At 64.6% G+C, this 11,718-nt stretch carries 17 protein-coding genes; 11 read left to right on the forward strand and 6 right to left on the reverse strand.

Features of this window, described 5'->3' with window-relative positions:
- Window positions 1-7: 7 nt before the first annotated feature.
- From ACLMAJ_RS31025 to ACLMAJ_RS31035, 3 genes are all read right to left on the reverse strand, one after another.
- Window positions 8-187 carry a hypothetical protein gene (locus ACLMAJ_RS31025; RefSeq protein ID WP_412017410.1) on the reverse strand — a complete coding sequence of 60 codons (180 nt, stop codon included), beginning with the start codon at window positions 185-187 and terminating at the stop codon, window positions 8-10.
- A 143-nt stretch (window positions 188-330) separates the two neighbouring features.
- On the reverse strand, window positions 331-510 hold the full coding sequence (locus ACLMAJ_RS31030; RefSeq protein WP_412017411.1) for a hypothetical protein: 180 nt from the start codon (window positions 508-510) through the stop codon (window positions 331-333).
- 1 nt (window position 511) lies between these two features.
- A complete protein-coding gene (locus ACLMAJ_RS31035; RefSeq protein WP_412017412.1) occupies window positions 512-721 on the reverse strand; it encodes an LxmA leader domain family RiPP in 210 nt (69 codons plus the stop codon).
- A 159-nt stretch (window positions 722-880) separates the two neighbouring features.
- Between ACLMAJ_RS31035 and ACLMAJ_RS31040 the strand changes: the two genes are divergently transcribed.
- The 10 genes from ACLMAJ_RS31040 to ACLMAJ_RS31085 all read left to right on the forward strand — a co-directional run bounded on the left by ACLMAJ_RS31040 (window position 881) and on the right by ACLMAJ_RS31085 (window position 7,339).
- Window positions 881-1,450, forward strand: a complete 570-nt coding sequence (locus ACLMAJ_RS31040; RefSeq protein WP_412017413.1) for a hypothetical protein — start codon at window positions 881-883, stop codon at window positions 1,448-1,450.
- Window positions 1,451-1,722: 272 nt separating this feature from the next.
- Window positions 1,723-1,893 carry a hypothetical protein gene (locus tag ACLMAJ_RS31045; RefSeq protein ID WP_412017414.1) on the forward strand — a complete coding sequence of 57 codons (171 nt, stop codon included), beginning with the start codon at window positions 1,723-1,725 and terminating at the stop codon, window positions 1,891-1,893.
- Window positions 1,894-1,899: 6 nt separating this feature from the next.
- The gene (locus tag ACLMAJ_RS31050) at window positions 1,900-2,574 is read left to right on the forward strand and encodes a flavoprotein (RefSeq protein ID WP_412017415.1); all 675 of its coding nucleotides are present in this window, start codon (window positions 1,900-1,902) and stop codon (window positions 2,572-2,574) included.
- Window positions 2,571-3,431, forward strand: a complete 861-nt coding sequence (locus tag ACLMAJ_RS31055) for a hypothetical protein (RefSeq protein ID WP_412017416.1) — start codon at window positions 2,571-2,573, stop codon at window positions 3,429-3,431. Before ACLMAJ_RS31050 ends, ACLMAJ_RS31055 begins: the two co-directional genes overlap by 4 nt.
- 201 nt (window positions 3,432-3,632) lie before the next feature.
- The gene (locus ACLMAJ_RS31060; protein ID WP_412017417.1) at window positions 3,633-3,803 is read left to right on the forward strand and encodes a hypothetical protein; all 171 of its coding nucleotides are present in this window, start codon (window positions 3,633-3,635) and stop codon (window positions 3,801-3,803) included.
- A 45-nt stretch (window positions 3,804-3,848) separates the two neighbouring features.
- A complete protein-coding gene (locus ACLMAJ_RS31065; RefSeq protein WP_412017418.1) occupies window positions 3,849-4,676 on the forward strand; it encodes a hypothetical protein in 828 nt (275 codons plus the stop codon).
- A 1-nt stretch (window position 4,677) separates the two neighbouring features.
- Window positions 4,678-5,616, forward strand: coding sequence for an alpha/beta fold hydrolase (locus ACLMAJ_RS31070; protein ID WP_412017419.1), 939 nt, complete (start codon window positions 4,678-4,680; stop codon window positions 5,614-5,616).
- The gene (locus ACLMAJ_RS31075) at window positions 5,613-6,167 is read left to right on the forward strand and encodes a hypothetical protein (protein ID WP_412017420.1); all 555 of its coding nucleotides are present in this window, start codon (window positions 5,613-5,615) and stop codon (window positions 6,165-6,167) included. Before ACLMAJ_RS31070 ends, ACLMAJ_RS31075 begins: the two co-directional genes overlap by 4 nt.
- Window positions 6,168-6,210: 43 nt before the next feature.
- A complete protein-coding gene (locus ACLMAJ_RS31080; RefSeq protein ID WP_412017421.1) occupies window positions 6,211-7,014 on the forward strand; it encodes a TrmH family RNA methyltransferase in 804 nt (267 codons plus the stop codon).
- A gap of 13 nt (window positions 7,015-7,027) precedes the next feature.
- Window positions 7,028-7,339, forward strand: a complete 312-nt coding sequence (locus ACLMAJ_RS31085; protein ID WP_412017422.1) for a DUF2537 domain-containing protein — start codon at window positions 7,028-7,030, stop codon at window positions 7,337-7,339.
- Between the two features lie 6 nt (window positions 7,340-7,345).
- Here ACLMAJ_RS31085 and ACLMAJ_RS31090 read toward each other — a convergent pair whose 3' ends face one another.
- From ACLMAJ_RS31090 to serC, 3 genes are all read right to left on the reverse strand, one after another.
- Window positions 7,346-8,092 (reverse strand): DUF6928 family protein, encoded by a 747-nt coding sequence (locus ACLMAJ_RS31090; protein ID WP_412017423.1) that lies wholly within the window; start codon window positions 8,090-8,092, stop codon window positions 7,346-7,348.
- A gap of 392 nt (window positions 8,093-8,484) precedes the next feature.
- A complete protein-coding gene (gene sepH, locus ACLMAJ_RS31095; RefSeq protein WP_412017424.1) occupies window positions 8,485-9,663 on the reverse strand; it encodes a septation protein SepH in 1,179 nt (392 codons plus the stop codon).
- A 188-nt stretch (window positions 9,664-9,851) separates the two neighbouring features.
- Window positions 9,852-10,976 carry a phosphoserine transaminase gene (serC, locus tag ACLMAJ_RS31100; RefSeq protein ID WP_412017425.1) on the reverse strand — a complete coding sequence of 375 codons (1,125 nt, stop codon included), beginning with the start codon at window positions 10,974-10,976 and terminating at the stop codon, window positions 9,852-9,854.
- Between the two features lie 64 nt (window positions 10,977-11,040).
- On the opposite strand from serC, the gene ACLMAJ_RS31105 reads away from it, so the two are divergent.
- Complete coding sequence (locus ACLMAJ_RS31105) at window positions 11,041-11,685, forward strand: hypothetical protein (protein WP_412017426.1); 645 nt, start codon at window positions 11,041-11,043, stop codon at window positions 11,683-11,685.
- Window positions 11,686-11,718: the final 33 nt, after the last annotated feature.

Here is an 11,718-nt window from a genome sequence, read left to right on the forward strand (position 1 = left end):
GCGGTGATCAGCAGCCGCCGTCGACGGTTTCGGAAATGAGCTGTCCGGATACCCAGCTGATGGACGCCGAGGCGCAGGGGGCCGATGTTGCCGGTGCGTCGGTGCTCGCCGGCGACTCGAGTTCTGCGGCGGAGCTGTAGGTTCGGTAGCTTGCCAGCAGTTCGGTGATGACCAGGGACTTCTTCATGTGGGTTACTCCTTGCTGAGGCCGGTTAGCGGGCCTGTTGGTAAGAATCCAGCCGGGTTACGTAGCGGTTGATACCGCGCAGTACACCGTGCTGTCGCCGAGGGTGTGTGCGGGGGCTCGACCCCGCACACACCCCTGAGTGGTCAGCAGCCGCCGTCGACGGTTTCGGAAATGAGCTGACCTGTCACCCAGCTTGCGGATATGGCACCGCATGGGGCCGAGGTTGCCGGTGCGTCGGTCCTCGTCGGCGACTCGAGTTCTGCGGCGGAGCTGTAGGTTTGGTAGCTTGCCAGCAGTTCGGTGATGGCCAGGGACTTCCTCATGTCAGCAGGTCAGTTCGTAGGAAATGCCGGTGGTGAGCGAAACGGCTCCGCCCGCGCACTCCGGCGAGCTCGCGGCGCTGGTGATAACGCTGACGGCACAGATGGCGGTCGTGGCAGGAGCGTCGGACGCCATCGCGATGTTCAACTCGCTCGGGGTGGCGTAGGACCTGTAGTTGGCCATCAGGTTCAGGATCGAAGCGCTCTTGGACATGGTGGTTCTCCTCATTGTGAGTGGTTGTCCGAGGTGGCGGCGGAACGTGTTGGCGCAACCCTTTTCACCTCAGAGTGTCTCGTTCGCCAGGATCGGCGGCGAGTTCGGATCGCGGGGCCTGACGATGGTCAGTGAACCGGTCCCGCAATTGATCTGTCGGTGATCTCGAATCAGGTGAGCATCCACGGTGAGGTGAATCGCTGCCGGATGCTCTCCGGCAAGTTTGCTATAAATCCCGCTCTGCATCTCGATCAACAACAAGGCAAAGCCTACAAACGGGATCGCGCGGGTGACAACACCGAATACATTCCTGCGCACGCCAATTGGCTGGTCGAAACCCCTATTCAGGTGTCCGGACCGGACACTCGAGCTTCTTTCCAATTCGGAAAGCGAATCTGGAGCTTTCCAATCTGGCAAGTTACGAATTCCCTCCGTAAACAAGCGGACCGGGCAATCGACGATTGTCCGGTCCGCTTATCCGCCGTGTCAGCCGGCAGGTCTCAGCACTCTGGTGGCATCACAACCGGTGGCGGCTGCATCTGGCAGATTGTCGGAAAGCCTTCGGCGTGGGGCTTTTCGCCGCCGCCGTCGGCAGAGGATGCCAACATGGCTACACCGGCGACTGCTAAGGTGCTGAGGGCTACGGCAATGCGTCGTGCGATGGTTATTGCGGACATGATGCCTTTCATTGTCGGATTTCGACAGAAACAACCTGTCGGAGCCGTGTAGTGCCGGCCACTACCGACATCAAGGTGTCGCGCGCGCGGTGTCCGTTGCAAGGCCAGAGCGGTGAATGTCCTGGCACGAGCAGCTGATTCGGTGTCCGGAGCGGACATGAATTGAGGTGCGGTGGCCTGCGGAGTTCGCCGCGGCGCGACAATCCTCGCTACTTCGATGGGGCGATGTCCGGATACCGTTTGCACAGAACCACAGAAATACTTCGCCTGGCAACAGATCTCGAAATCCATCCGCCTGGCATCCCGGTAGAAAGGATCAATCAGATGAATTCACGGATTGTTTCGGAGCTGCTGTCCGGCTACCGGACCTACGGGCCAGCTGCCGATCTGGCCGATGTGACGACGGTGGACATCCCTGCGACGACGACGGCATGCGGTGTCAGTGTGCTCACCGTGTCGATCACTGTGACCGGCACCTACGAGAACAACTGCTGATCACCCATGTTGGGGTCGGGTCACCAGGACACCGGCGGCAGCTCCGAGGACGCCGTGGTCGCCGGTCCGCCGGAACTGGGCATCTCTCGAATGCTGCTCGTGATAACGGGTTCCGCGTCGGCGACCGCCATGCCGTTCTGGGTGACCTGGCTCCGGGAGACCTATCCCGAGTTGCAGATCACCATCGTCGTAACGCGGATGGCGCAGCGGTTCGTGACCAGACAGGCGCTGGCCCTACGGATTCATGACGATGTCCTGATCGACGAATGGCCCGCGGACGCCGTGACCGCACGCCACGTCGAGCTGTGCGAATGGGCGCAAGCCATCCTGGTTTATCCCGCCACCATGCAGTTCATCGCGCGGCTTGCGCTCGGTATGGCCGACAGTCCGGCCTTGCTTGCCGCGCAATGTAGTTCGGCGCCGATCGCGATCGCGCCCGCACTGCCACCGGGCGGGCTCGACAGCGCGGCGCTGCGCAGGCATTGGGCCACGCTGGCGGAACGGGACAATATCGTCCTGATGCCGCCGCGCGAAGGTAAGAGTTTGACGACCGGTCGCATGGACGGATGGGTGCCTACGGCACTGCCCGATGTGCTGCGGAGACTGGAGGCTTGCCGTCACGAGCTCGATAAGCGGGAACGCGCGGTGGGACTGAACACGATCGACTGGAGGGCACTGTGAACGACACCCTCGTCGACGAATACGGCACGGGTCTGCTGCGTACCGTGATCAGCGCGGATCAGGACGGGTACGTCTGGCGGCGTACTCCCGGGTTGTGGGCGCCGGCCCCCTTCGCGTCGATCGAACACAGCGGGCTCGCATTGGGGGAAATCGAGAATGCGCGAATGGTTTTCGGTGGCACGGGGGACTCGCGGATCTACCGTGGGGTGCGCGACCATCGCTCGGCTGCGAGCCTATTGGCGGAGCCCGCGACACCCACGGAGCTGAGGTCGGCGTTGCGGGGCACCGGTGCGCTGCTGCGAGCCATGCACGAAAACCCAGCGCCGACCTCGGACCCACCCAAAGCGGTTGTCCGGCTGCGGCACTGGCTGTCCGGTCGGGCTCGAACCCCACGAGCGGCCTATGCGGAACAGCGGTTGTCCGGTGCGCTCGGGGCTGCTCGGATGGTGTTGCTGAATTCGTGGTGCGTGGACCTGCTCACGGCCTCCGAGATGGTCTTGTCCCATGGTGCGCCTGGGCTGGGTGTGATCGTGCCGGATGCCGAGCGGGATGGTGTGGACCTGTTGTCGGGTGAGGACTTCGGGGGTGCGCCCTGGTATTTCGATGTGGGCTGGTTGCTCGGGGAACTGTGCGAAATGCACCTGGCGGAACTCATCGATGCCGACAGTTTCGGCGCCTTGCACGATGCCCTGATCGAGGGCTACGGCCGGGATCTCGATGTGGACTGGAATCGTATGGTGGTGCTGCGCATCCTGCTGCGCCTGCACGATTCGATTGCCTATGTCGGGTGGAATCCGGGCCGGTTCGCCCAGACGGCGGGGTTGCTACGTTATCTCATCGACCGTTCGGTTCTCTGAATCACACCAGATTCTGGTATCCAACGCGGGGATGCTGTCCGAACCGGACACCCGAATTGTGCGCCCTAGCAGCGGAAAAGTCCGATCTATATCGCAGGAAATTGCGTCACTATGAGGTTCTGTCTAGCTTGTTTCCATACCCCTGAATAGGGGTTGAATGGAATGTCCGTGCTTCCCCCTATAGCAGAATGGGATAGATATATGCGATACAAGAATGGCCTTCTCGCGGATGCCGTAAACGAAGGATTTACGAATGTCGGCCCCGGCCTGATGGCGCAGAATGATCAATTTCCGTCGATGACGCTGACTACCTTCGTCACGATGACGGGAGTGACCATCGAAGGCCAGATCGTCACGAGCTATATCGGATAACGACGACCGCTGCTGCAGGCCTGACCGCGTACGAAAGGAGAGAAAATGTCGATCGAATCTGCGCACCGACAGGCGAAGCGAGTGCGTCGGATTGCCGCGATCGGACAGATCTCGAGCTGCGCGGAAGGGCTGCGCAGGAACGGTAGCCGCCGACATCGCGAACTGCTCGACAGCAGGGCGAGTATTGCCACCGCGATGCGTGGTCCGATTTCGGGCAGGGTCGGCGCGCTGATCGAGAATCCGCGCACCCCGGTCGTCTTGGATGTGACCGGTTTGCTGTGCGGCTGCGCGTCGTTGGTCGCGTCCGGGAATCCACGGGTACGGACGGCTACGGCGGTCGTCCAGTTGCTCGGCACCGCGGTCGCGCGGCGGCGGAATGTGTACGGGTGGGACGGCGCGGATCAGATGCAGCAGGTCATCACCCTGTATGACGCGATATCAGGGGTTGTTCCCGATATGCGTGCCCGAGATGATCTGTTCTTGCGATCGATCAATGCGCAGGCGGCCCTCGCATACTGCGCTTCGGGTCTGATCAAATTGGTTTCCGACGACTGGCGGTCCGGACGAGCATTCGGTCTGGTGATGCGAACGTCCGCGTACGGAAGTGCGGATGTATCCCGGATCGTCGAGCGTAGACCCGCCATCGGATTTCTGATGTGCTGGTTCACCATCGTATGGGAGACCGCGTTTCCGATAATCTATCTGCTGCCCGCGCCCGCCGCACGGATAGCGCTGCGGTTCACGAAACTGTTTCACCTGGCGACGGCGCATTTCATGGGGATACCTAGATTCTTCTGGGCCTTCACGGCGACGCATCCCGCCGTCGAATACCTGACCGCTCTCGATACTCGCGACCACACGGAAGCGATCTGATATGGCGGTGGACCGGCTGGCCCTGGGCGCCTTCGGACTATTGACCGCGACGTCGTCGGTCGTGGCGGCCGCACGACGCGGCAGCGCTCGCTCGGCTCGCCGTTCGGGAACGGCCGGAAATTCACTGTTCCCGACACACGATGGCGTCGTCGAATACCGGTATCTGCGCGCGCGTGGCACGGCAACCGCGACGGTGGTCTGCGAGAACGGTCTCTGCGCACCACTGGAGGGCTGGGATTGGCTGGCCACCGAGCTTGCCGGTACGTGCAACGTGCTGGTTTATCATCGCGCGGGCTACGGTGCCACGAGAACTCGGCACGAACCCGGCGAGATCATCGAAGCAATTCTGCGCGAGCGGGAGGCCTCCGATCCGCGGATCGTCTATGTCGGTCATTCGCTGGGCGGGTTGATCGCGGTGGACGCGGTGACCCGGTTCCCTTGGCTTCGCAACAGGGTTCGGCAACTGGTCTTGATCGACAGCACGGACGCGGCCGAGTTGGCGGTGATGTTCGATTCGCCGGAGCGGCGCGGCAAGGTCGAGCAGTCGTTCTTACTCGAGTACCTCGGCGGCATCCTCGGGACGCTGGCGATCGCCAATCCTTTTCTGCGGGAGGTCGATTACCGTGCCGGTGTGCAAAGGGCGTTCGGGGATTTCTCGATCGATACGCGCAACATCCGAAACGCTCAGCGCGAGCTGCGCCGATATGCCGCCAGTGCCGATGCCGCGACGCATCCACTGCCCTGTCGAGTACAGGTTGTCGCCGCGGAGTACGGGCCTGACGGACCGGATGCGCATCGTCGCTCCCAAGAATCACTGGCCGGTCGGCTCGGTGCGCCGATGAGTGTGGTGCTCGGATCGGCGCACCGGTCGATCATCGGCAGACAGGAGCACGCGTCGCAGGTGGCGGCGCTGATAAGGGACGGGGCTCGGCAATCATGACCACTCGCCGTGACAAGCTCCGGACAGTGCTGGCGACCAGTGTCGTTGCGACACATATCTTGCTGACGTTGATCGAGAACCTGCCCGATCGGCACCGCGTGCTCGCGAGGTTCGGGAATCGCCTCCCACACGCCCCGGACTGGCGGTTCTTCGGTCCGAATCCCGGTGTCGAAGACTTTCACCTGATGTACCGGCTCGCCGGTGACGATTCGACCACCGAGTGGAAAGAAATCGATCTGAGCTGCCGACGGCCGTGGCATGCGATGCTGTGGAATCCGGGCACCCGCCCGTCGAAGGCGCTCTTCGACGCGATTCAGAACGTCAGGCGAGCCGCGCATGAGTCGAATGGTGACTTCGGCAGGGTCCTCGAGGCCCCCGGCTATCGACTACTGGAAGCCTCTGTCGAGTCCGTAGTGGAACCGGCCGCGGGCGAACCCGCCGCTCGTTCCCAGTTCATGCTGCTCACGACGCGGCCGGAGCCCGAGGTGTCGACCCTCCAGGTAGTGCTCGTTTCGGAGGTCTCATCGGGCGCCGCTGCCGCGCGAGGATAGATCCGGTTGCGGCGCTGCGGATCCTGCCCGGCAGGATGGTGTGGTGGCCGAAGTGATCGATATCGTCGACCCCGCTGATCCGCGGGTCGATGACTTTCGTGACCTCAAGTCCGCTGACCGGCGGCCGGACCTGCCGGGACGCAAGGGGCTGGTGATTGCCGAGGGAGTTGTCGTGGTGCAGCGGATGCTCGCCTCGCGGTTTCGGCCCGATGCGTTGCTCGGGGTGGACAAGCGGCGCGAAGATCTTGTGGATGATCTCGACGGTGTCGACGTGCCGTATTACCGGGCCAGCGCCGACGTGATGGCCGAGGTGGTTGGGTTTCATCTCAATCGGGGCGTACTCGCGGTGGCGCGACGGCCTGCCGAGCTGACCGTGGCCGAGGTGCTCGAGGGCGCTCGGACGGTCGCGGTGCTGGAGGGGATCAACGATCACGAGAACCTCGGGTCGATGTTCCGCAATGCGGCAGGGCTGGGTGCCGAGGCGATTCTGTTCGGGGATCGCTGCGCCGACCCGCTGTATCGGCGGGCGGTGCGAGTATCGATGGGTCACGTACTCCGGGTGCCGTTCGCGCAACTTCCACAATGGCCGGGCGGACTGGATATGCTGCGAGACAAGGGGTTCCAGATCATCGCACTGACGCCGAGCCCAGCGGCGGTGAATTTGGCGACGGCGATGACCGGGGAGCGGGTGGCCTTGCTGTTGGGCGCGGAAGGGCCGGGGCTGACCGAGGAAGCCATGCGGGCCACCGATATCCGGGCCAGAATTCCGATGTCGCCCGGTACCGACTCGTTGAATGTCGCCACCGCGGCGGCCATGGCGTTCTATGAACGGGTGCGGACATCGTGAACGAGGGGTGGTCGTGAACTACTTGCCGAACGGGGCGTATCGGCCCTATCCGCCTTACCAGGACCCGACGCCGTGGGCCGCCGGGCTCACTGTCGCGGGCATGGTCGCGCTGCTGACGGCGGTCGCGGTGTATTCGTTCGGCCAGGCGTTGGCGCAGGTGCATCCGATACTCTCGGTCGTCGTAAACCTTGTCGCGGCAGGCGGAGCCACACCGACAGCCTGGCGCTGGCGTTTCGCTCCGGTGACCCGCTGGGTGCTCGCGGGCGCAGCGGCAGGTGTGCTGCTCGGCTGGCTGGCGCTGCTGCTCATGAGCCTGGCTGGGTAAAGCTCGTCAGGAGACGCGGTCGTGGCCACGCAGCCAACCGAACAGACCGCGCCGTGGCCTTGCCTCGAGGTCCGATTCACTGTCCTCGGGTACCAGGGTGGCCGGATCCGGTGCCTGACCCTTCGGATACAGGGTGAACCCGCACACCGAGATATCGCCGGGAACCAGCACGCCTTCGGTCGCCGGAGCGCGATAGTGGAATCCGAGCCATTGGTGATTGGCGGCATCGGCGAACTCGGGCGGATCGAACGGCAGGGTCTGCGGATTCGGCAGATCGCCCGGGCACCACAGCACCGGGTGTTCGCCCGCCCAATAGGGCCGCTCCCACACCAGCGGCAGGCCATCGTCCTCGAGGATGTTCACTCGCGTCGAACTGAACGCGCGACGGAACTCGCCACGTTCCCAGTGCGCGAACGCACCCCAGCCGTGCGCGGTGTCGAACGCGACGAGATAGGTGTGTTCCGACGCCAGCGGCCGGACGAGCAGTTCGGGCAACGCCGTCGGATGCACCAACGCCGCCTGGGTCGAACACACCACGGTGACACCGGGATAGCAGCCGATGTACACCTCGTCGAGGTCCGGACCCCCGCAACCGCCGAGTGTGCCGACCATGATCGGCAAGACATCGTGATCGGCGTGCAGCTGCTTGGCAAGGGCGAGCGCCGCATCCGGGTCGGGGTCGTGGTTGGCGCGGAGCACCGCCAACGGATCGGGTGCGTCGACGTACCAGAGGGAAGAAGCTTTGGACAGCATTTCCGGCACCTCCCGATAGTTGCACGAGCCAGTTCCGCGAACTTCTAGCAACTCTCGGTGATTTCGAAAACTTTCGTCACCGCGAACCGCCCAACGCCGACAAACCACTCGACGCACACCGAAAATCTACTCGCTCTTGGCCGAGAAGTGCGCAGCTTCCGCCTGCGAACACGCCAGCGGCCCAAGAAATTCGCCACAAATAGTATCCAGCAACCTCTGTGGTCGCGCTGGCAAACATGGTGAAGGTGCCGGAAACCGTCCCGATTGCGTGAAAACTAGCCGCCGAGACCGCATTCGGCAGGTGTCCGACAAATGCGCGAGGCGCATCGAACGTATGTATCAGGCGACTGCGAAAAGGGCTATGTGGCTGGACAACTCAGTGGCCGCCACGCTCAGTGACCGGAGCTGCGGACACCGAGCAGCACGTCTTCCCAGGACGGCATCGGGGCCTTGCCGCGCTTGGTCCGGTTGGACTTCGCGGGGGCTGCCTTGCCGTTGTTGGGCTTGGGGCTCTCCTCGGTGGACGCCGCGGGCGCCTTCGGAGCGGCCGGTGTCGTGGGCGCGGCGGGCGTGGACGGGGCGAGCGTGGACGGGGCGGTGCCCACGCTCGGCGCGGGGCTATCCGTGGTCGAACCACCACCGGCGGCGGGCGCCGCACCGGTTGCTGCTGCGGCGGCTGCCGCGGTGGCACCGGCGGCAGGGATGGCGTTGGTGTTCGCGGCGGCCGGAATCGCGTTGGTGCCGGTGGTAGCCGGAATCGCGGCGCTGCCGCCGCCCGCGACGACCGAACGCTGGTCGTAGTACTCGTCGAGCATCGGCTGGCTCTGCCTGGTCGCGGTGCGCGCGGCGGGGGGCGTGGATTCCCGAGCGGGGCGGGTCTCCACGGGGCGGGCTTCGGCAGGCCGAGGCTCCACCGGCGCCTCGGGCGCGGCAGGCGCCTCGAGCTCGGCCTGTGGCGGCAGGATCGTGGCCAGGCCGCGTAGCGCGCGGCCGAAGTCGGGATCGATCAGATCGGAGGCGGGGTCGTCCAGGGGCGACACCGAGCCGCCGTGCGCGTCGGGCTGGTAGCGCCAATGCGCGGTGATGTCGGAACGGCCGTTCTGCCACTGGAGTTGGGCAACCCAGAAGCCCTTCTCGTCTTTCCAGGCATCCCATTCGGCGCCCTCGATATTATGTCCGCGCTCAGCGAAGGCGGCGGTGACGATATCGATCAGGGTTTCCACGGCGGGGCCGTCGGCACGGACCGGATGTGCCTTCTGGGCAAGTTCGGCGGCGCGGGCCCGCTCCAGCAGCACGGGATAAGCGAAACGCTCGACCCGGCTCGCCGGCATCCCGGACTCTTCGGTGACTTGGTCGACGGAGGCTCCGGCACGGATGCGAGCTTGAATATCGCGAGGACGCATAGTTGCTTCCATTTCGATCTCAATCTGGCCGAATCGGGCAAGGTCGCCGCGGGCCGCGGCTCGAAGCTTGTCGTCGGCGGGCAGCCGGTACTTGTTGCCGGTCTCGGTGTCGATGCACACGATGTGCGTGGAGTCGGGCGTCACCCCGATCACTCGAAGCTCACGCACCGTTACCTCCTTATCGCGTCGGCTCGCGACACCGCCCACTTTCCGAAACAGTAGTGCACTACTGATGATCTCGGGGCAAGACACGCGGGGCGGAAATCGGGCAATAACCCGCCATACCCCGCTAATCTGCTCTGTTCGATTCGCCGCGCCTTCCGGCGCGGCGTGTCGAGTGTGGCGTGTCGCGGACCTCAGCCCAGTTTTTCGACGACGTAGTCGATGCTACGTGTCAATTGGCTGACGTCTTCCGGGTCGATAGCGGGGAACATGCCGACGCGCAGCTGGTTGCGCCCGAGCTTGCGGTAGGGCTCGGTGTCGACGATCCCGTTGGCGCGCAGCACCTTCGCGACGGCAGCGGCATCGACCGAGTCGGCGAGATCGATGGTACCGACGACCTGTGAGCGGTGCGCGGGGTCTGCGACGTACGGCGTGGCGTACTCGCTCGACTCGGCCCACGAGTACAGCCGCGAAGACGAATCCAGGGTCCGCTTGACCGCCCAGTCCAGGCCGCCGTTGCTGTTGAGCCACTCGATCTGGTTGGCGAACAGCAGCAGGGTGCCGAGCGCGGGGGTGTTGTAGGTCTGGTCCTTTGTGCTGTTGTCGATCGCGATAGGCAGCGAAAGGAATTCGGGCGTCCAGCGACCCGAGGCCTTGATTTCCTCGACACGGGCAAGCGCGGCCGGGCTCATCAGCGCGACCCAGAGGCCACCGTCGGAGGCGAAGCACTTCTGCGGCGCGAAGTAGTAGACGTCGGAGTCGGAGATGTTCACCGGCAGACCGCCGGCGCCGGAGGTGGCGTCGATGGCGATGAGCGCGTTCTGCGATCCGGCGGGGCGCTGCACCGGGATGGCGACACCGGTGGAGGTTTCGTTGTGCGCCCAGCCGATCAGGTCGACCGACGCGTCCGACACGGGCTCCGGGGCGCTGCCCGGCTCGGCCGAGATAACGATCGGGTCTCCGATGAACGGGTTGCCCTTGGCCACCGAGGCGAACTTCGAGCTGAACTCACCGTTGGTCAGGTGCAGCGAACGCTCGCGAATGAGGCCGAACGCGGCGGCATCCCAGAATGCGGTGGTGCCACCGTTACCGAGCACGACCTCATAGCCATCGGGCAGCGCGAACAGGTCGCGCAGTCCGCCGCGCACCCGCGCGACCACATCTTTGACCGGTTTCTGCCGGTGACTGGTTCCGAACACCGAGGCGCCCACGTCGACAAGGGACTGCAACTGCTCGGGCCGCACCTTGGAGGGGCCACAGCCGAATCGTCCGTCGGCGGGCTTGAGATCGTCGGGAATCGTCGGGAACGCAGTGGTCATGGCACACAGGGTAGTCGGTGGTATTGCTGTGTCGCTGACCACACTCCAGCTAACGTTGACGCCCATGAACATGGCGTCGGCTAACTCGGGGTGGCGACTGCGCAGTGGGCGGCCACGCAATTTCGGACTACGCGCCGGATCGATGTCGGATGCGCAGCGGCGGGAGCTGCTGATCCGGGGAACCTTCGGCTCGGCAACGATCTTGGGCGTGCGGCCGCGACGCCAGGAGCCCGGGCATGTGTTCTGGGTACGGGTGCAGATCGAAGGTGCGTTGCCCTACGAGACCAGGGTGTGCCAGCGCGTGCGCGAGGACGACCTGGAATGGATGCAGCCCGCCGATGTCGTCTGCTGTCGGGTCGATCCCGGCGATCGCGACCGATTGGTGCTGTACGTGCCGGATATCGAGGAGGCCGGCCGGGTGAGCATCTCGAAGATCCTGTCCGACGGCCGACGCGCCGACGCCACCGTGCTGGCCGCAGCACCGGTCGCGGCCGACTACGGCGGCCGAGACGACCCGGTGCTGCGCCTGGACATGGAGTTGCGCGCGTGGGACGAGCCGAAACCCTGGCACGTGCGCCTTGTCCAGCCTGTTCCCTTGGCCGCCATCAGCCTTGTCGACCTGGGGCAGCACCTGGAGGTCGCCTTCTTCACCGTCGACCACGGCGAATCGGTAGCCGTCGACTGGGCCGCTTCTCTCGGCGAGGATTAGCGCGCTGCGGTGGGCCTAGCGCGCTATGGCGGA

The organism is Nocardia arseniciresistens, from assembly GCF_046764875.1.
In the GTDB taxonomy this organism is placed as follows: Bacteria; Actinomycetota; Actinomycetes; order Mycobacteriales; family Mycobacteriaceae; genus Nocardia; species Nocardia arseniciresistens.